Origin of the sequence: Altibacter lentus (genome assembly GCF_000746845.1) — a bacterium.
Taxonomy (GTDB): domain Bacteria; phylum Bacteroidota; class Bacteroidia; order Flavobacteriales; family Flavobacteriaceae; genus Altibacter; species Altibacter lentus.
On sequence record NZ_KN050846.1, the window covers coordinates 733,533 to 753,341 of the forward strand.

Annotated in this window: 19 protein-coding genes; 10 read left to right on the forward strand and 9 right to left on the reverse strand. The window is 42.3% G+C overall.

Annotated elements, in window-relative coordinates:
• Nucleotides 1-28: 28 nt before the first annotated feature.
• The 3 genes from JS40_RS03505 to JS40_RS03515 are packed head-to-tail and all read left to right on the forward strand — an operon-like array spanning nucleotide 29 to nucleotide 1,434.
• Entirely contained in the window at nucleotides 29-397 is a 369-nt protein-coding gene (locus tag JS40_RS03505; RefSeq protein WP_034258429.1) for a hypothetical protein, read from the forward strand.
• On the forward strand, nucleotides 397-1,224 hold the full coding sequence (locus tag JS40_RS03510; protein WP_034258431.1) for a TerC family protein: 828 nt from the start codon (nucleotides 397-399) through the stop codon (nucleotides 1,222-1,224). The genes JS40_RS03505 and JS40_RS03510 overlap by 1 nt, the downstream gene beginning before the upstream one ends.
• 12 nt (nucleotides 1,225-1,236) lie before the next feature.
• Nucleotides 1,237-1,434: a hypothetical protein gene (locus JS40_RS03515; RefSeq protein ID WP_034258433.1), complete on the forward strand. Its 198-nt coding sequence runs from the start codon at nucleotides 1,237-1,239 to the stop codon at nucleotides 1,432-1,434.
• Nucleotides 1,435-1,457: 23 nt separating this feature from the next.
• Here the strand turns inward: JS40_RS03515 and JS40_RS14760 are convergent, their stop codons facing one another.
• The 5 genes from JS40_RS14760 to JS40_RS03540 all read right to left on the reverse strand — a co-directional run bounded on the left by JS40_RS14760 (nucleotide 1,458) and on the right by JS40_RS03540 (nucleotide 10,230).
• Entirely contained in the window at nucleotides 1,458-3,515 is a 2,058-nt protein-coding gene (locus JS40_RS14760) for a hybrid sensor histidine kinase/response regulator (RefSeq protein WP_051957487.1), read from the reverse strand.
• Between the two features lie 86 nt (nucleotides 3,516-3,601).
• Nucleotides 3,602-4,039 carry a large-conductance mechanosensitive channel protein MscL gene (gene mscL / locus JS40_RS03525; RefSeq protein ID WP_034258435.1) on the reverse strand — a complete coding sequence of 146 codons (438 nt, stop codon included), beginning with the start codon at nucleotides 4,037-4,039 and terminating at the stop codon, nucleotides 3,602-3,604.
• A 9-nt stretch (nucleotides 4,040-4,048) separates the two neighbouring features.
• Complete coding sequence (locus JS40_RS03530) at nucleotides 4,049-6,718, reverse strand: DNA gyrase/topoisomerase IV subunit A (RefSeq protein ID WP_034258437.1); 2,670 nt, start codon at nucleotides 6,716-6,718, stop codon at nucleotides 4,049-4,051.
• A 74-nt stretch (nucleotides 6,719-6,792) separates the two neighbouring features.
• The gene (locus tag JS40_RS03535) at nucleotides 6,793-8,643 is read right to left on the reverse strand and encodes a DNA topoisomerase IV subunit B (protein ID WP_034258440.1); all 1,851 of its coding nucleotides are present in this window, start codon (nucleotides 8,641-8,643) and stop codon (nucleotides 6,793-6,795) included.
• A gap of 159 nt (nucleotides 8,644-8,802) precedes the next feature.
• Nucleotides 8,803-10,230, reverse strand: a complete 1,428-nt coding sequence (locus tag JS40_RS03540; protein WP_034258442.1) for a glycosyltransferase family 39 protein — start codon at nucleotides 10,228-10,230, stop codon at nucleotides 8,803-8,805.
• Nucleotides 10,231-10,327: 97 nt separating this feature from the next.
• Between JS40_RS03540 and JS40_RS03545 the strand changes: the two genes are divergently transcribed.
• Nucleotides 10,328-11,164: a phosphatase PAP2 family protein gene (locus JS40_RS03545; RefSeq protein WP_034258444.1), complete on the forward strand. Its 837-nt coding sequence runs from the start codon at nucleotides 10,328-10,330 to the stop codon at nucleotides 11,162-11,164.
• Nucleotides 11,165-11,216: 52 nt separating this feature from the next.
• On the opposite strand, the gene ychF is transcribed toward JS40_RS03545, so the two are convergent.
• Nucleotides 11,217-12,311 carry a redox-regulated ATPase YchF gene (ychF, locus tag JS40_RS03550; protein WP_034258445.1) on the reverse strand — a complete coding sequence of 365 codons (1,095 nt, stop codon included), beginning with the start codon at nucleotides 12,309-12,311 and terminating at the stop codon, nucleotides 11,217-11,219.
• Nucleotides 12,312-12,475: 164 nt separating this feature from the next.
• On the opposite strand from ychF, the gene JS40_RS03555 reads away from it, so the two are divergent.
• Nucleotides 12,476-12,952: a hypothetical protein gene (locus JS40_RS03555; protein ID WP_034258447.1), complete on the forward strand. Its 477-nt coding sequence runs from the start codon at nucleotides 12,476-12,478 to the stop codon at nucleotides 12,950-12,952.
• Between the two features lie 55 nt (nucleotides 12,953-13,007).
• Here JS40_RS03555 and JS40_RS03560 read toward each other — a convergent pair whose 3' ends face one another.
• On the reverse strand, nucleotides 13,008-13,805 hold the full coding sequence (locus JS40_RS03560; RefSeq protein WP_034262027.1) for an alpha/beta hydrolase: 798 nt from the start codon (nucleotides 13,803-13,805) through the stop codon (nucleotides 13,008-13,010).
• Between the two features lies 1 nt (nucleotide 13,806).
• Nucleotides 13,807-14,667 carry an alpha/beta hydrolase gene (locus JS40_RS03565; protein ID WP_034258449.1) on the reverse strand — a complete coding sequence of 287 codons (861 nt, stop codon included), beginning with the start codon at nucleotides 14,665-14,667 and terminating at the stop codon, nucleotides 13,807-13,809.
• Between the two features lie 200 nt (nucleotides 14,668-14,867).
• Between JS40_RS03565 and JS40_RS03570 the strand changes: the two genes are divergently transcribed.
• Nucleotides 14,868-15,407: a hypothetical protein gene (locus JS40_RS03570; protein ID WP_034258450.1), complete on the forward strand. Its 540-nt coding sequence runs from the start codon at nucleotides 14,868-14,870 to the stop codon at nucleotides 15,405-15,407.
• A 91-nt stretch (nucleotides 15,408-15,498) separates the two neighbouring features.
• On the opposite strand, the gene JS40_RS03575 is transcribed toward JS40_RS03570, so the two are convergent.
• A complete protein-coding gene (locus tag JS40_RS03575; protein ID WP_034262030.1) occupies nucleotides 15,499-15,852 on the reverse strand; it encodes a 4Fe-4S dicluster domain-containing protein in 354 nt (117 codons plus the stop codon).
• Nucleotides 15,853-15,916: 64 nt separating this feature from the next.
• Here JS40_RS03575 and JS40_RS03580 point away from each other — a divergent pair, with 64 nt between their 5' ends.
• The 4 genes from JS40_RS03580 (at nucleotide 15,917) to JS40_RS03595 (ending at nucleotide 19,798) form a co-directional block, all read left to right on the forward strand.
• Nucleotides 15,917-16,966 (forward strand): acyl-CoA reductase, encoded by a 1,050-nt coding sequence (locus tag JS40_RS03580; RefSeq protein ID WP_034258451.1) that lies wholly within the window; start codon nucleotides 15,917-15,919, stop codon nucleotides 16,964-16,966.
• A 71-nt stretch (nucleotides 16,967-17,037) separates the two neighbouring features.
• On the forward strand, nucleotides 17,038-18,105 hold the full coding sequence (serC, locus tag JS40_RS03585; protein ID WP_034258452.1) for a 3-phosphoserine/phosphohydroxythreonine transaminase: 1,068 nt from the start codon (nucleotides 17,038-17,040) through the stop codon (nucleotides 18,103-18,105).
• Between the two features lie 55 nt (nucleotides 18,106-18,160).
• Nucleotides 18,161-19,123 (forward strand): D-2-hydroxyacid dehydrogenase, encoded by a 963-nt coding sequence (locus JS40_RS03590; protein WP_034258453.1) that lies wholly within the window; start codon nucleotides 18,161-18,163, stop codon nucleotides 19,121-19,123.
• Between the two features lie 36 nt (nucleotides 19,124-19,159).
• Complete coding sequence (locus JS40_RS03595; protein WP_034258454.1) at nucleotides 19,160-19,798, forward strand: DUF937 domain-containing protein; 639 nt, start codon at nucleotides 19,160-19,162, stop codon at nucleotides 19,796-19,798.
• Nucleotides 19,799-19,809: the final 11 nt, after the last annotated feature.

Genomic DNA, 19,809 nt, shown 5'->3' on the forward strand with positions numbered 1-19,809 from the left:
TTCAGAAATTCGCATAAAATCTAAAAAAATGCGCTTCTGCTATCTTTTTTCACTGCTTTTGTTTGTGGGTTGTTATGAGCCGGAACGAAATTGCACCGACTTTAAAACAGGAACCTTTGAATTTGAAGCTGTTGTAGGTACAGAAGTACTTACAACAACTTTTATACGTAACGATTCCATAGAAATTGATTATTTTAGAGGTAAAGGAGATACTTCCTCGGTGCGATGGATAAACGATTGCGAGTACATCGTTAAAAAGAAAAACCCAAAGAACCGGTCTGAAGAAAAAGCCATCCATATGAAGATCCTCACTACCGGCAAGAACGAATATGTCTTTGAGTACAACGTAGTAGGAGAAACCAGAAAACAAAAAGGAACCGCTAAAAAAGTAAAATAATGTTCGAAATCTTAAGCTCGCCGGATGCCTTAGTGGCATTGTTAACCTTGACTTTCCTGGAAATTATTCTGGGGATCGACAACATCATTTTCATTTCGCTGGCTGCCAGCAAACTACCCTCGAACCTTCAGAAAAAAGCAACCAACATAGGGCTCTTTCTCGCAATGCTTATACGGGTCATCCTGCTGTTTGGCATCTCTTGGCTCGTCGCTATGGAGGCTCCTTTTTGGAACATTCACCTGTCATGGATTGAAGCCGGTATAAGCGGACAAGGACTTATCTTATTTATAGGAGGACTGTTCCTCTTATATAAAAGTACAAGCGAGATCCATGAGAAAGTGGAGGATAAAGGACACGATGCAAGGAAAGTGAAAAAGAGCCGAGCCACCTCTTTAAGTAAAGCAATCGTTCAAATAAGCTTAATAAATATTGTTTTTTCTTTCGACTCTATCCTAACCGCAGTAGGTATGACCAATGGTATTAGTAACGACCCCAACGACGCTTTGGTGATCATGGTGATTGCGGTTGTGATCTCTGTACTTATCATGATGATCTTTGCAAATCCGGTGGGCCGCTTTGTTAATAAACACCCCACGGTCCAACTATTAGGGCTGGCCTTTTTGATCCTTATTGGCTTTATGCTGATTGCGGAAGGAGCTCACCTCTCGCATTTGGTTGTATTCGGTAATGAGATTGGGGTGATCCCAAAGGGGTACCTGTACTTTACAATTGCATTCTCCTTATTTATTGAATTTCTCAATATGCGTTATCGAAAAACGACCAGTGAGATCGTTTCAACACTCCCCGAAGAGAATTTAGATAATTAAACCAAATGACAAATGGATAAACCAACAGCACGCCGTAACGCATATTTAATGCTCATAACCGGATTGATTCTTTTAGGGATAGGCATCTATTTTATCGTTACTGAATTTCAAGCGCAAGCCCCGGACTGGTATTATTGGCTGGGACTAATAGTCGTTGGGGATTTATTCTTGATCGCCGGCGTACGGCAACTAAAACGAACTGAAAAATAAGCACACCTCTAGGGTTGTAAAAGTCAAGAGCTCTTTGATATTAGAGGTTTTGAAGAAAAGTGCTTGTTCAATATCCTAAACAAGGCCTCTTTATCGATCGGTTTGGTGAGATAATCACACATACCGGACGCTCTGCCGTTTCTAATGGCTTCTTTGGTGACGTCTGCCGAAAGACCTAAAACAACTAGATCTTCCTGTATTTGAAGTAATTTCTCAGTGGCTTCAAAACCATCCATATCAGGCATATGAATATCCATAAAGATAAGGTCGTAGTTATGCTTCCTAGTCTTTTCTATGGCCTCTAATCCGCTGCCTACACTTTCCGAACGTATTCCCACTTGCAGAAGTATATTATAAAGGATCATTCTGTTAATTCTATTATCATCAACAATAAGACTTTTTATGTGCGATAGGTCCTTGTTCCTTTCATTGATCGTGCCGGGCCGGTCCTCGACCAAAGGAAAGGACATTTCCACGGCAAAGCAGCTTCCTTTGCCCACTTTGCTTGTCACACCTATTTCTCCTTCTAACAGGTGAACCAGCTCTTTCGTGATCGCTAATCCTAATCCGCCCCCTTCATGGCGCTTTCTAAAGCCGTTTTCAACTTGAACAAAGCGATCGAAAATAGACGGTAATTTATCTTTTGGAATCCCCACGCCGGTGTCGGAAACCGAATAGGAGACTTTCAACCGGTCTTTCTCAAAGGATTCGGTATATCGAATAGTGATGCCACCGGTTTTGGTAAACTTTATGGCATTGGTAAGCAAATTAGTAAAGATTTGATTGAATTTTGACACATCTCCCAGGACGGTGCTGTTACAGTGCGATGAAAACTCCTTATTCACCTCCAATGTTCTTTCTTGTAATTGAGGTTTATAGGTATTGATGATTTTCTGAAGCTGGTCGGCTGGTTTAAATCGATCTTCGGAAACTTCCATCTTCCCTGATTCGATTTTTTCCATATCCAGGATGTCGTTTACAAGGACCAAAAGTGTTTGCGCGGAGTTTCGCATTAGCTTCAAATAAACGCGTTCCTTTTTAAGCAAATCCTTGGTCTGAAGAATATCAGCAAATCCAAGAATAGCGTTTAGAGGTGTTCGTATCTCGTGGCTCATATTCGAGAGAAAATCCGATTTTGCCGTTGAGGCTTTCTGAGCCTCCTGCTTTTGTTCCTCTAATTCCGTATTTAAGAGAGATAGCGTGGTGTTGATCGTTTCTTGGTGAGCCTTATTATGTCGAGATTTCAGAAACAGAAAAACCAGCAAGCTAATAACAAACGAAAGTAGAAATCCGAAGAATAAACCTATAAGTTGAATCAATTCACGTTCTTTATAGATCTCATTATCGCGGTATAGCAACTGAAATGACCAGGTCTTTCCTGAGGCGCCAATAGGCTTCATTCCTGCCTCAAATTGCCTATCGGTAGGAAAATCGCCCGGATTGGGTTCGTTGTATGAATAAAAGACTGTGCCGTTTTGATCTGTTAACAATACCGAATGGTCCTTAAATGTTTCACAGATCTCATCAAATTGCGAACTAAAATCCATCCCCGCGGTCACCGTACCATAGAATTTTCCTTTTATGTAGACAGGTACATCTACTAAAAATGCCTCTCCTTCTTGCGTCAGCGGGATCCAAGGTGTCATATTTGTAATATCCTTTCGACTATTATTGATCCATTCTGAATAGCGATACTCCAATGGCTTTATATCCAGCAACAAAGCTTCTTCATTGGCGATCAATGGTACAATTTGACGAATGATCCCATCACTGTCTATAAATTCAATAAAACGAAACGATGGATGCTGTGAAATAATACGATTGGCATCCGATTCGAAATACTGCATAAACGCACCCTCACTTTCCTCAATTCGATCCTTTATATTTTCGAGGGAACCTATATTATTCCGAACGGTCCGCTCAAAATCTTGAACAGATAGTCGTCCTACCGTCTGGATCTGGGCCTTGTATTCGTTATCGAGTTGTTGCTTGGCTTTTCCGTAGATAAACAGACAGGTAATGCTAATAGCGAGCATAATACCAAAGGAGAACCAATAGTAGCGTTTGGGGATAATAACCATTTTTTTGTGGAAACCTATAAATAGATTTCGAGTATTTTTATTAGTGTCAGCTAATTAAGAAATATCCTACAAAGCTACAAGGTTTTTTATAATTTCTTCGAGCCATTCTTTATTAGTTCATTTTGTTGTTCCATAAGGCGTTCGATATTGGCAAGCAGCTCGATATCTTTGGGGGTAGGAACTTGTTTATTTTTAGGGTCTTCGGATTTTTTCCTAAAGCGATTGATAAATTTGATGACCACAAAAATCGTGAGCGCAATGATCGCAAAATCAATCAATACCTCGATCAACTCGCCGTAACCTATGGCAACTTCTTCGGCTGTGTCTGTAGCTTCTCGTAACAGGTATTTTCTATTTGCAAGATTTACGTCATCGGTGAGTAGTGAAAGGGGTGGCATTACTACTTTCTTCACCAAGGTATTTACCACATTGTTAAATGCAGTACCAATAATAATACCTACCGCCATATCAATCATATTGCCTTTGATGGCAAAATCTTTAAACTCTCGAATAAAACTTTTCATGAATTATAGTTAGAATAACAGGGTTTGACCTTCTTCATCGGTAGGCGGCTCTTCTTCCTTATCCTTTTTTTCTGAAGTAGTTTCCGGGACAACGGCTTCTTCATCGACAACATCCATTTCTTCGGCAGGAATCGGTTTTGGCGGATCGTATGGGAGTGAAGATAACGCATTGATCTCCAGCACCTTGTCCTTCGTCAACTGATTACCCATGGCAGTGATTCCTTTTACGGCAATAAATTCTTCTAAATTTACTTCAGCATTATCCTTTCTTTCCTTGCCGCGCTCCTTAACGAAAACAACTTCGGCAACAGGACGATAATCAGTAAAAACACGTTCCAGGTATGACTTTGGGTGGTCTGTGATAATAAGTTCTTCTTTATCCTCATTTTCTATCAAGAAGCGTTTTACATAGAAAAGTTCCTTTTCACCTTCCCAGTAGATCACCGAAATAGGCTTATTGGGCTCCCATTTCTCTAAAACGATCATATCGTCGTCAAAACGAAGCGTAAGCTCGGGGATGACAGTCTTTACTACACCTTTCTGATTAATGATCAACAAACGATCTTCTTTTTTAAACTCCCCCAGCAACTCTCCGCGTTCATCCACATTAAGGCGCTGTACGGTGTCATCGAACCAGATCTTTCTTGGTTTTAGGGTAGATAGTCCTTTTTCTTTAAGCTCAATGCGCTTAACAGCATATTTGGTTACAATATTACCTTTGGAGGCACGTCCTTTCACCAACTGATCGGCGAAATCAAGATCGAACTTCAACTTCTTTATGCTTCCGGTCTGCCGGAGAAGCACCGTGACGACCTCAGCCTCACCATTGGGGTTTGCTGTAAAATAAAGCACTTTAGACCCCGAAGTTCCTGCCGTAAGATCGTACTCTTTGTCTCTTGTTATGGAAGTTACGGCAAAGCGTTTCACATAGGTAGCCCCACGCGGGCCGTCCTTGTAGATCATATTGTAGATGGTCCGTTTGTCTTTTTTCTTAAAAACAGCCACATGGAGGATGTTTTTTCCAACAAAGGTCTTTGCATCCACTTTAGTGACCATCATCGTTCCATTTTCGGTAAAAACAATAATGTCGTCGATATCGCTGCAATCGGTTACGTATTCATCACGCTTAAGGCTGGTTCCCACAAATCCTTCTTCCCTATTCACATATAGTTTTGTATTGCGGATCACCACTTTGGTTGCTTCAATATCATCGAAGACACGAATTTCCGCTTTTCGCTCTTTCCCTTCGCCGTAGTCTTTTTTAAGCCGCTTGAAATAATCGATGGCGTAATCAATTAAATTCTGAAGGTGATGCTTCACTTCAGCGATCTGATCTTCCAGCGCATCAATCTTTTGCTGTGCCTTATCGATATCGAATTTAGAGATGCGTTTGATGCGTATTTCAGTGAGTCGGACGATATCTTCTTCGGTAATGGCACGTTTTAGATGTTTTATGTGGGGTTGCAATCCTTCGTCAATCGCCCGGATCACCCCTTCCCATGTCTCCTCTTCTTCTATATCGCGATAGATTCGGTTTTCGATGAAGATACGCTCCAAAGAAGCAAAGTGCCATTGTTCTTCAAGCTCTTCCAATTGTATCTCCAACTCACTCTTAAGAAGTTGTACGGTTCGGTCGGTCGACAGGCGAAGCATTTCAGAAACACCAATAAACAATGGCTTATTGTCCTCGATCACACAACCCAAAGGCGAAATGGAAGTCTCACAGGCCGTAAAGGCATACAGGGCATCAATAGTCTTGTCGGGTGAAATACCGCCCGGAAGATGGATCATGATCTCTACTTGTGCTGCCGTGTTATCTTCGATCTTTTTGATCTTTATCTTCCCTTTTTCGTTGGCTTTTAGGATCGATTCTATTAAAGAAGTGGTTGTAGTGCCAAAGGGTATCTCACGCACCACCAGGGTGTTCTTATCGTGTTGCAAGATACGGGCCCTACTTCTTACCTTTCCTCCGCGAAGCCCGTCGTTATAGCTGGTTGCGTCCATGATCCCGCCCGTAGGAAAATCGGGTAAAAGGGTAAATCGTTTGCCTTGCAAATGCTTTATGGAGGCATCGATCAATTCTATAAAATTATGCGGAAGGATCTTTGTAGAAAGACCTACCGCAATCCCCTCCGCTCCTTGTGCCAACAACAGTGGAAACATGACCGGCAGGTTAATAGGTTCCTTCTTTCGGCCATCGTAGGAGGCCTGCCAAGAAGTGATTTTAGGGTTGTATACTACATCCAACGCAAATTTGGACAACCGTGCCTCAATATACCGTGATGCAGCTGCCCGGTCGCCCGTTAGAATGTTACCCCAGTTCCCCTGTGTATCGATAAGAAGGTCCTTCTGCCCTATTTGCACCATGGCGTCGGCAATACTCGCATCCCCATGCGGGTGGTATTGCATGGTATGTCCTACGATGTTGGCGACCTTATTATACCTACCATCGTCCAAGTCCTTCATGGAATGCATGATGCGCCTTTGAACCGGTTTAAAACCATCCTCAATGGCGGGAACGGCTCGTTCCAGAATCACATAACTCGCATAATCCAGGAACCAATCGCGATACATTCCCGTTACTTTGGTAATAGTATCGCCGCTGGTATCTTCGTGTTCTCCCAGATAATCTGGACCGGAATTTTTCGCTTCTTCGTTATTTTCTAACTCCTCGCTCATGAAAATTTAATCACTTTTATTAGACATAACACTATTGCCGCAAACGCAGCAGCGCTTATCATACAACAATCCCATCAGGCTTCAACTTTGTCCAGTTCAACTTTTAGATTATCGATGATAAACTCTTGTCTGTCGGGCGTGTTCTTGCCCATGTAAAAAGACAACAATTCTTCTATGCTCATCGACTTGTCCAGCATTACAGGGTCGAGACGTATGTCTTCCCCAATAAAATGCACAAACTCGTCCGGAGAGATCTCGCCCAAACCTTTAAATCGGGTGATCTCCGGTTTTGGTCGAAGTTTTTCAATCGCCGCAATGCGTTCTTCTTCGGAATAACAGTAGATCGTTTCTTTTTTATTTCGCACACGGAACAAAGGCGTCTGAAGGATATACAAATGCCCTTCCTTGATTATCTCGGGAAAAAACTGAAGGAAGAATGTAATAAGCAACAAACGAATGTGCATCCCATCGACATCGGCATCGGTTGCGATCACAATGTTGTTATAGCGCAGGTCCTCCATAGACTCTTCTATATTCAAGGCTGCCTGCAACAGGTTGAATTCCTCATTCTCATACACGATCTTCTTTGTGAGACCGTAGCAATTGAGTGGTTTTCCTTTTAAGCTGAAAACCGCCTGCGTATTGACATCCCTGCTTTTGGTTATACTTCCGCTTGCCGAATCTCCCTCGGTAATGAACAAGGTGCTCTCTAAATTTCGTTCGTTCTTAATATCTCCAAAATGAACGCGACAATCACGCAGTTTTTTGTTGTGCAAACTTGCTTTCTTTGCACGGTCCTTTGCGAGCTTTCGGATACCGGATAGCTCCTTACGCTCCCGTTCGGCCTGCATGATCTTCCGCTGGATCTTTTCGGCGATATCGGTATTTTTATGAAGGTAATTGTCAAGTTGCGTTTTTATGAAATCATTGATATAGGTACGAACGGTTGGCAGCTTCCCTCCCATATCTGTAGAACCGAGCTTTGTTTTCGTCTGACTCTCAAAAACGGGTTCCATCACTTTAATGCTGATCGCCGCTACGATCGATTTGCGCACATCGCTGGCGTCATAGTTCTTTCCGAAGTATTCCCTAATGGTCTTTACGATACTCTCCCTAAAGGCCGCTAAGTGCGTTCCTCCTTGGGTTGTGTTCTGCCCGTTAACAAAGCTGTGATATTCTTCGCTGTATTGGGTTTTACTGTGTGTAAGCGCGATCTCAATGTCGTCTCCTTTTAAATGGATCACGGGATATAACATATCTTCTTTAGACATGTTATCTTCCAGCAGGTCTTTCAGCCCGTTTTCCGAAAAGAACTTCTCACCGTTAAAATCGATCGTCAACCCGGGATTAAGGTAAACGTAATTTTTAAGCATCTTTGCGACGTATTCGCTTCGGAATTTGAAATTCTTAAAAATGCTCTCATCCGGTGAAAAAATCACCTTGGTACCTTTGCGTTTTGAACTTTCTTCTATTTCTGAATCTTCAGTAAGCTCCCCTTGACTAAACTGGGCATATTTTATTTGGTTGTCTCGAACCGATTCTACTCGAAAGAAAGAGGACAACGCATTTACGGCCTTGGTTCCTACCCCATTAAGCCCCACCGATTTTTTAAAGGCGCGCGTATCATACTTCCCACCGGTGTTCATTTTGGAAACCACGTCCACGACCTTACCCAAGGGAATTCCCCTCCCATAATCGCGAACTTTCACTTCTTTATCCTTGATCCGGATCTCAATGGTCTTCCCTGCGCCCATCACAAATTCGTCGATACAGTTATCTATGACCTCTTTCAGCAATATATAAATGCCATCATCGGGTGACGAACCGTCGCCCAATTTACCAATATACATACCCGGACGCATACGAATATGCTCCTTCCAATCCAGCGAGCGTATGTTATCTTCTGTGTATTGTGTTTGTGACATGATTTTTCTTGAATGTGCCTAAATATAGGGTTTCAGCTACAAAATGGAAACCTTAAAAAGGGAAAGTAATTAACAATAAATACGGTGTCATTGTTAAGAAAATATAGCAATCACGCATGGATATAAAGCTAAGTTTTGAACAGAAGAAGACACTCTTTTTTAAAATTCCGGATTTTTATAAAGGGTGATGAATACCCCGCAGTGATCGATGTTCTTTATCACTTCCCAATGTTGCTGAAGTTCCCGTATCTCTTCGTCTGAAGTGGCATTCTCGATGTTGGAGAACAAGTAATACGGATTGACATCTAAGTTTGGAGTTGCAAAATAAAGGTCCTTCACATCTGAAGCATCTGCGGCTGCGATCTTCCTAAAGTTCATGCGAAGCTGCGAACCTATTTCAGAAACAGGGATATTCTTTTTTGAGATATACTCCAGCATGTCCTCCTCTACAGCGTCGTAGCGTACGTAGGCCAAAGAACTGTCCCAGGCTTGTGCAATGGTGGGCGGATAGATCCAAAAGTGGCCACTTACATACCCAATCACCATAGCGACCAACAAACCCTTCCGAAGGTATCCCTTTACAGGCAACTCATAGAGGAGCTTAATGAACAATACCCCTGCCAGCAAGTAACAGACCATTAAATAGCGCGGACCAATAGGGTTGCTGAACGGCACAAAACCCAAAAAGAAAACAACAAGAAAAACCGATAAGACCAACAGCAGCGAACGTATAGAAGCAGACAGCACTGTTTTCCTTCGGAAAGAACGCCAAAGTAACAGAAACAGTGGTATCCACACCAACAGCCGTCCATTTTCCAGAATGCTCTTTATAAACACCACAGTGTTCTTTAACACACTGCGCACAGGAACCGCTTCCCTGTGACCGGAATAATGAGGGTTTGGCGTGATAATGACCCAGCCAAGGATTACGTATTGATAGATGAGGAACATCAGGAACACGAAGAGACCAATGAGATACCCTCTAAGCATCTTGCTTTGATACACCAGCAGGTCTTTTCTAACCAATATAACATGAAGCACCGTAAGAGCTATAAAAATATAGATACCGCGTAAGTTGGTGAGTAGAATGCCACTTAAGGCAAGCGCATACCAATTCCACTTGTTTGCAAGCAAGCTATTTAAGCCTAACAAAGTAAAAAATAAAAGAAGCATGTCGTTGTTAAGGCTTGTGGTTTGCGCCAGAAAGGTGGGTTCTATAAAAACAAGAAGCATTAACCACCAAGGTACTTCCTTTCCGAAAAAACGACATAACATGATCCACAGTTGATAGCACACCCCAAGATTCACAAGAAGTAATAGTAGCCTTGCAGACCAGAGCGCCTTTCCGAAGATCGTCCAGAAAAGAGCGATCCCTCCGATCCACAAAGGAGGGTGCCCCGAATTTAAGTCGGTTGGAACCACAAGTTGGGAAAAATCGTGCGTATAAAGCCAGTTAGCACGTTGCGCTTTGGTAAGAGCATCCCAAAAGAAGGGTCGATCCATAAACAACAGAAACTCCAGCAGCAATACTATGAAAATAGCTCCGAGTACCCACCACTTCTTGCCTTGAAGGTTAAAATGTTCCATGATCACGAAGATATCATTTCCGAATCATTCCCTAAAATTCAACTAAGGAAATGTTAAACCAAAATGAAACCCAAGGTGCCTTATCTATATTTGAGATATGAAGAAAACAACAATACTAGCCATCACTATTATTATGGCACTCGCTACGCAGTTTCGGTCATTTGCTCAAGAAAATGGCTCTCCATATGAATTAGATTGGACAACAGATGCGATCTGGACAGGCTTAGGTCTTGCCGGGAGCGCAGGTGGGCTCCTTATAATACAGAACAAAGATGATCTTACCCTTGAGGAGTTCAATAACTTGAATATTGATGACATTAACGGGATTGACAGATGGGCTGCCGGAAACCATTCGGAGTCTGCAAGTAAACTAAGTGACATTCCCTTTGCCTTTTCTTTTGGATCTCCGTTTTTACTTCTATTCGACGATGAAATAAACGATCATACCGGTCAGATCGCAGTATTATACATTGAAACGCTCGCCACAACCGCCACCATGTATTCGTTTACGGCTGGCCTTATTGACAGGTCACGACCGTATGTGTATGATGATAGCGGCGATACTTCCATGTCGCGACGATTGTCTAATAATGGTCAACGCTCTTTCTACGCAGGACATGTGGCAGCTTCCGCTACGGCTACTTTTTTTGCAGCGAAGGTTTACAGCGATTTCAATCCTGATGCAGCCGGAAAAGCCTGGGTCTGGGCCGGGGCAGCTACTGTACCTGCAGTGGTGGCTTATTTAAGGATCGAGGCAGGGCAGCATTTTTTAACCGATGTTACCCTTGGATACGTATTAGGAGCGGCTACAGGAATCCTTGTTCCTGAATTACATAAAAAGAAAAATGACAACCTTTCAGTATATCCCTCAGTAGGCAGAAATAATATGACCGGGGATGCGTATCGCGGGATGGCGCTACGACTTACATTTTAAAAGTTTTAAATTTTACTGAAATAAAAAAGCAGCAATAACGCTGCTTTTTCTGTTATACATTAAAGCGGAAATGCATCACATCCCCGTCTTGAACAATATATTCTTTACCTTCTACCCCCATCTTTCCTGCTTCCTTCACTTTCGCTTCGCTTCCAAAGGTCACATAATCACTGTATTTAATAACCTCCGCACGAATAAACCCTTTTTCGAAATCGGTATGTATCACGCCGGCTGCTTGAGGTGCCGTCGCCCCTACCGGAATGGTCCATGCACGCACTTCTTTTACACCTGCTGTAAAGTAGGTTTGAAGGTCTAATAATTTATAGGCCCCACGTATCAACTTTGCCGAACCGGGTTCCTGCAATCCCAGATCCTCCAGAAAAAGTTGTCGCTCTTCAAAAGTTTCCAGCTCTGTAATATCGGCTTCAGTACCAACAGCCAGAACGATCACTTCGGCGTTCTCATTGGCAACTGCTTCTTTGACCTGCTCCACATAGGCATTTCCATTAGCAGCCGAATTCTCATCCACATTACAGACATACATTACAGGTTTGTCGGTAATGAATTGTAACGGTTTTACAAAATCTTCACGCTCCTCGGCAGACAAGTCTATGGCACGAACAGAAATACCTGCTTCCAATCCCGTCTTTATCTTTTGAAGTGCCGCTTCTTCTTTAACGGCCTCCTTATTTCCGGTACGGGAAGCTCTTTTTACCTTTTCCAGCTTTTTCTCGACCGTCTCCAGATCTTTCAATTGTAACTCGATATCTATGGTCTCCTTATCCCGAATGGGGTTCACGCTACCGTCTACATGAACAATATTGTCATTGTCAAAGCATCGCAAGACATGCAAGATCGCATCGGTCTCACGAATATTTCCGAGAAACTGATTCCCTAACCCTTCTCCTTTGCTCGCTCCTTTTACCAAACCTGCGATATCAACGATCTCGACAGTAGCCGGTATCACTCGCTCGGGTTTTACCATTTCTTCCAACTTCACCAAACGTTCATCCGGCACGTTTACAACACCTATATTGGGTTCTATGGTACAGAACGGAAAGTTTGCACTCTGTGCTTTAGCGTTCGACAAACAATTAAAAAGAGTGGATTTCCCTACGTTGGGCAATCCTACGATCCCTGCTTTCATTATAATTTGTTTTGAGGGTGCAAATATAGGGTTTCAGAAAAAGAAATCGGCAGAATTTTCATGGGAACTTTTATCCTAAAATATAGGAAAACTTTGACTTGAAATTGGCAGACTTTTAACAAGTCCTTAGCTACTTTTACTTCAATAATCTAAAAAACCGGATCATGAAAAAATTAATGGGAATACTTTGTCTGCTTGCCATGGGAACTTTTACCATGCAGGCGCAAGAAAATAAGGATATACAACAAAAGACCATCGTCAAAAAGGTCACAATGACAGATAATGACAAGGTTGTCACTAAAGTAGTTGAAGAGACCAAAGCCGATATCGATGTCATCGAGGTGGAAGAGAACGGAGCGGTGAACCAAGAAGCAAAAGTGATCACCAAAAATGCCGACAAGACAGCGGTAGTTGCCGAAGCCAACGAAGAAAACACTACAAACAAGGCAATGGTTGCCGTAAAGAAGAAAACGTTGGAGAACGACCTGGAAGCTTCAAAAAAAGCAGAATTTGAAAAAGCGGAAGCTGAAAAAGCTGCTTTAGCCGCAAAAAAGAAAGAACTCGAGGCGCAAATGCTTGAGAATAGGAAGAAACTGGAAAGCCGTCCAAAAGGAATGGCCAAGCTTAAAAAAGACAACTAATCGCTGTCATTAAATACGTCACTCCACAAAAAGCCCTCGATGTTTCGAGGGCTTTTTAGTTTAATACCTCAGCAATCGCCGCCTGGTACTCTTCAAATTCCACAAGGTTATTATGGGCTCCCTTCGGAATGGTGACGAACGATACCAGTGCTTCGGGAAATTGACTTTCAAGATCTTTTGCTGAAGCATACGGTACCACGGCATCATTGGTTCCATGAAATATCACTATAGGACACTCGATGTTTCCTGTAAACGAGTAGGTAGGAAAATTAAATTTCAGCAAGTATTTTACTGGCAGTATCGGAAATCGGCGTTGCGCTACATCGGTCATACTGTAAAAGGGGGTTTCCAAAATAAGTTGATTGGGGTTATTCTTTGCCGCCACATAAGTCGCCAAAGTAGTTCCAAGGGAACGCCCGTATACGACAATGGCTTCTTCGGGCCATTTTTTCAGTAAATGCTCATACCAGAGTTGCGCATCCTCGTAAAGGTTTTCTTCGGAAAGTTTTCCGGTACTTTTCCCAAAAGTTCGGTAATCCATGACCAAGACATCATATCCAAAAGGAAGAAAATATGTTGTTATATCGCCCCATCGGGAAAGATCGCCCGCATTTCCGTGAAAATATAGAATCACTCCTTTGGGAGAGTCTGTTTTAAAATGAAGGGCATTGAGGCGTGCCCCATCTTGAGTCTCCAAGAAAAGCTCTTCAAAAGGTTCTTTAAAAGTGTACGTGTAATCCTGCGGCAGTTGGGTGGGATGAAAAAGAAGTTTTGTTTGCATAGCATAAAGTAATGTAAGGGAAAGCAGGAGCGCCGATAGAATAACGATGAGTGCTTTTTTGAAATATCCCATCTTATTTTTTCGCTGAATGTTTAACATGAAGGCTTGTAGTGGAAAGATCTATATTAGCATCCTTTGCTGTGATGATCTCTTCCAAGATCTTATGGTATTCCTCAAAATTGTTCAGGTTCTTGTGCCCTCCACCTATTACAGGGTACAGCCGGGTTTGCTTTGGTTTGATCTGTGAGAGCTTTACACTGCTGCTAAATGGTATGAGCTTGTCTTGGGTTCCATGAATAATACGTACCGGACAGTTTACATATTTTAGCCATTTATAAGTAGGCAGCGGATAACGCATGATAATAGACAAAGGCATAAAGGGCATGTAACGACCTGTTACCTTGGAAAGACTGTAATAAGGGGCATCGAGTATCAACATTTTCGGGTTGTTCATCGAGGCAAGCTTTGTAGCAAAGCCGGACCCCAGAGATCTGCCATACAGAATTATATATTTTTCGTCCACGCGCTCTCGTATGGTGTTGTAAACATACTGTAGATCGTTTTTAATCGCTTTTTGAGAGCGTTTTCCGGTACTTTTCCCAAAACCGCGGTAATCGACCATGATAACATCGTACTTGTTTCGTGTGAAATCTACAGCAAATTTCCCCCACCCTTTAATACTTTTTGAATTTCCTTTTAAGTACATCACTACCCCACGCGGATTCTTGACCCGAAAATGCAAGCCATTGATGGTCGCACCATCGCGCGTCTCCAGATTGTATTCTTCCACGATCTGGTTGTCGTAGTAGAATTTAAAATCTTTGGGTAATTTTTCGGGCTTGAATAAGAAGTATTCCTGAAGATAATACAGGGCTATACTAATACCAATATATATGGCAAGTACCGTAATAAGAATGTTTAACCAAGCGGGCATGTGTCTAAAGTACGAAAAACTGCGGATTTGATATATGAGGCACCACAGCCACTTCAAAACCTATATTTTAAGAAAAATTAAGATAATTACTGGGTGGTTCAAAAAAGTTTAGGAAAGTCTTATCATGCCGTTATCGGTATTTAACATTCGTCTACTGTACTTTTAATTAAGTATTAATCAAAACTAAAACTGAAACTATTATGAAGAAGATATTAATGGTATTCGCTTTAGCAGCGTGTACAACTGCGTTTTCGCAGGTAACTCAGAACGAGAACGAAAAAACGACCACCACGGTAACAAAAACTACCGTTAAGGACAGTAAAGGAATGGACGTTACAACGAAGGAAGTTACGACCAAACAGAGTCAGGATTTGGCACTAACCAGTTTCGATGGAAAACACAATTTCAATACTGTCATGGAGCCGGTCCAGGTGAAAACAGATGTGAATTATTCCAATGATGGTGTTTCATACCGCTTCGAGCCACATTCTACCAATGGTTTTCAATTGATGACCATGACAGAAGACGACACGAAACCTATGGAATATGCAGTAATACGTCCGTCGTCACAAAAAGGATACTATTTAATGTCTCAAAACGGAGATAACTCATTTGGTTATTTTAACCAGAACGGACATTTTGTAGTGGAAAGTTATGATCCTCAAACCGATTCCATTGTATACACCATATACAAGTTGGACCCGGCAGAAACAAAGGTCATGAAGAAAGATAAAATGTAACTTGAGGCCAAAACGCCCTCGCAACAAAAAGAAAATGTCATCCAGAGACTTCCTGTAAAGGAACGAGGATGACATTTTCTGTATTATAACGCTATTCCTTATGGTGTAAGAATGCCTGTTTGCCCAACAGGACTTCTTCACTTTCTACATGATCCTCGTCCGGCACGCAACAATCCACCGGACAAACAGCCGCACATTGCGGTTCATCATGGAATCCTTTACACTCGGTACATTTATCGGGAACTATGTAATATATTTCATCACTTATAGGTTCTTGCGTTTCACCGGCATCCACAGCCTTTCCATTAGGAAGTACAACCTTTCCTTCCAGATCGGTTCCATCTGCATAGCGCCAGTCATCTGCTCCTTCATAGATCGCAGTATTTGGGCATTCCGGCTCACAAGCTCCGCAATTAATACATTCATCTGTTATTATAATGGCCATCGGTATTTCTTTTTCTAACTTTGCCGCAAATTTAAGGTCTATAAAGGGCAACTCCAAACTTCGTATGCAATTACAACAAAGAATTAACGCATTTAGTACACTAGGCCGGTTTCTGGACCAATTTGGTGAGGAAAATGCTGAGATGAAGCAAGATATACCATTTAATTCTGAATTTTTCTTCGGAATGCAGCAACGTTTGCAAGAAGCACAGCACCACAACGGCTGGTTTACTCCTGAAAACCTTCGGTTTGCCTGTAAAAGTTGGTCTGAAGCACTTTCCGAATCACAGATCAAAACCTGGCTATCTGCGTATACCTTCAATAATACACCTTCCAAGACGATTGCCGTTATCATGGCCGGAAACATACCCTTAGTAGGTTTTCACGATTTCCTTTCCGTATTGATCTCGGGGCATCGCTTTCTTGGTAAACTATCCTCTAACGACAAGCAACTACTGCCTTATCTGGCATCTTATTTGGTTGCCGTAGAACCGGAGTTTGATGAAATGATAACCTTTTCCGAAGGAAAACTGCAGGATTTTGACGCAGTGATTGCTACCGGAAGTGATAATACGGCACGGTACTTTGAATATTACTTTGGAAAGTATCCGCACATCATCCGAAAGAACCGAAATGCTGTCGCTATTCTTACAGGTGACGAAACGCAGGAGCAATTAGAACACCTGGCCAATGATATTTTCAGGTATTTCGGACTGGGATGCCGCAATGTATCTAAGATCTATGTTCCTCAAGGCTATAATTTCGACTCTTTCTTTAAGGCTATGTATTCCTGGAAAGACATTATCTATAACACGAAATACATCAATAATTACGATTACAATAAAGCGGTTTATCTCATGAGCGGGATGGACCTTTTGGACAATGAGTTTCTTTTGCTGAAGAACGACACAGGCTTCTCCTCACCTATCTCCGTCGTTTTTTGGGAATCGTACACAGATGTTTCGGCAGTACGCAAAACACTGAATGCACAGGATGATTATATTCAATGTATCGTTTCTAAAGACGACATACCTTTTGGCGAGGCACAAACACCTCGTTTATGGGACTACGCCGATGGCGTGGACACCCTCACATTCCTGTTGAAATTATCTTAATAAATTATCAATATATTAACCCCATTTGCTGTTAGAATTTACATCTTTGTATCGCAAAACATTCACATTCAATGAAAAAACATAATTTTAGTGCCGGTCCGTGTATCCTCCCGCAGTCGGTAATGCAGAAAGCTTCAGAAGCAGTCTTGAACTTTAACGGCTTGGATCTCTCACTCATAGAAATCTCACATCGCAGTAAAGATTTTGTAGCTGTGATGGACCGAGCACGTGCCTTGGCCCTCGAGCATCTGGGACTCCAGAATAAAGGCTATCAAGCATTATTCTTACAAGGAGGTGCCAGTTTAGAATTTCTAATGGTAGCTTATAATTTATTGGAGAATAAAGCTGCCTATTTGAATACAGGTACGTGGAGCGATAAGGCCATAAAAGAAGCAAAGCTGCTTGGAGATATTGTTGAAGTAGCTTCTTCTAAAGAAAGTAATTTCAACTACATACCAAAAAATTATGAGGTGCCTTCAAGCGTCGATTATTTTCATTGTACCAGTAACAATACCATCTTTGGCACCCAAATACAAAGTTTCCCGGATATAAAAGCGCCTATGGTATGTGATATGAGCAGTGACATCTTTTCAAGGCAATTGGATTTCTCAAAATTTGCACTTATATACGCAGGGGCTCAAAAAAATATGGGCCCGGCGGGAACTACCTTGGTTGTTGTAAAAGAAGATATTTTAGGGAAGGTTTCGAGAAAGATCCCTTCTATGTTGGATTACAAAGTTCACATTGGCAAAGAAAGCATGTTCAATACCCCGGCGGTATTCCCGGTGTATGTCTCCATGTTAACGTTAGAATGGTTAAAGGACATGGGAGGAGTGGCTGCCATTGAAAAAATAAACAACCAAAAAGCAGGGCTACTCTATAATGAAATAGATCGCAACCCTTTGTTCGAAGGATTCGTTGCGAATAAAGATGACCGATCGAAAATGAATGCAACCTTCAATCTAACCGACAGTGCCCAAAAAGACCGCTTCGACAACCTTTGGAAAGAGGCCGGCATCAATGGACTGAACGGGCATCGCAGTGTTGGGGGCTATCGCGCTTCTATGTACAACGCCTTACCTTTGGAAAGCGTGCAGGTGTTGGTAGATGTAATGCAGGAATTAGAACGGACAAATTAAAACTGTCTAAACGAAACAATAACACCAGAGAAAAAATTAAAAATTAACACGTATTATGAAAGTATTAGCGAACGACGGCATTTCAAAGTCCGGAATCGAAGCATTGGAAAAAGAAGGTTTTGAGGTGATCACCACCAAAGTCGCACAAGAACAACTCATTAACTTTATAAACGAGCATTCCATTGACGTTATTCTGGTTCGCAGTGCCACTCAAGTTCGAAAAGACGTGATCGACGCTTGTCCTTCAATTAAAGTGATTGGCCGGGGTGGTGTTGGAATGGACAATATAGATGTGGCCTATGCCCGTGAGAAAGGAATAGAGGTGATCAATACCCCAGCTGCCTCTTCTTCGTCGGTGGCGGAACTTGTCTTTGCCCATCTTTTTGGAGGCGTACGCTTCCTGCATGATGCAAACAGAAACATGCCTTTGGATGGAGACAGCCGTTTCAAAGACCTTAAGAAGAGTTATGCCGGCGGAAGTGAATTGCGCGGAAAAACCATCGGTATCATTGGATTTGGTCGTATCGGACGTGAAGTAGCAAAAATTGCATTGGGCTGCGGTATGAAGGTGATCGCCAGTGACAGTCATGTAGGAGAAGCAGATATAACATTAAAGTTTTACGACGGACAAGAAATTACATTAAAGATCAAGACAGAACCGGTTTCAGAATTAATAAAACACAGTGATTTCATCACCCTTCATGTTCCTGCACAAAAAGACTATATAATTGGACGCAAGGAAATAGGTCAAATGAAGAAGGGAGCGGCCATAATAAACGCTGCCCGTGGCGGTGTTATCGATGAAGTAGCACTTATTGAAGCACTGGATAGCGGACAACTTTCTTTCGCCGGTCTGGACACCTTCGAACAGGAACCCACTCCTGCTATTAAAGTTCTTATGAATGAAAAGATCTCATTGAGCCCTCATATCGGGGCGGCTACAGACGAGGCTCAAGACCGAATTGGCACCGAGTTGGCAGAACAGATCGTGGCAATCTTAAAGCCTGCCACCAGATAGTTACATACTTTTATACTTTAACTAAAAACAAAATATATGGCAGGCCTAGTAGATTTAATCCAAAGTGATCTTGGAAGACAAATAATCAATGGGGTAAGTAACGAAACAAACCAGCCCGAAGATAAGACCGCAGCAGTCGTCTCCATGGCTCTCCCTTTATTAATGGGTGCCATGAAAAGAAATACCTCGAAATCAGAGGGTGCTTCCGGATTAATGAATGCCTTGAACGCAAAGCATGACGGGAGTATATTAGATAACCTTGGAGGGCTTTTTGGTGGCGGTGTCGATGAAGAGGTAAAGATCGACGGACTCGGTATCTTAGGGCATGTATTGGGCGGTTCTCAAGATAATGTAGTAGGCGCTATTTCAAAAAAGTCGGGTGTAGACAGCAATTCTGTCATGCAAATCTTAGCTGTTCTTGCTCCTATTGTCTTAGGATATCTGGGGAAAGAAAAGCGACAGCAAAACGTACAATCGGAGTCGGGATTAGACAGTTTACTCGGAGGCCTGTTAGGGGGCGGACGAAGGCAGCAAAAGAAGCAGCAGAGTCTTATTGAAACATTGTTAGATGGCGATGGCGACGGTAGCGTGGTCGATGATATTGCAGGTATGGTGCTTGGCGGCGGGAATAAATCTAAAAAGGGAGGGCTTCTTGGAGGTCTCTTCGGAAGATAATAAATTCATAA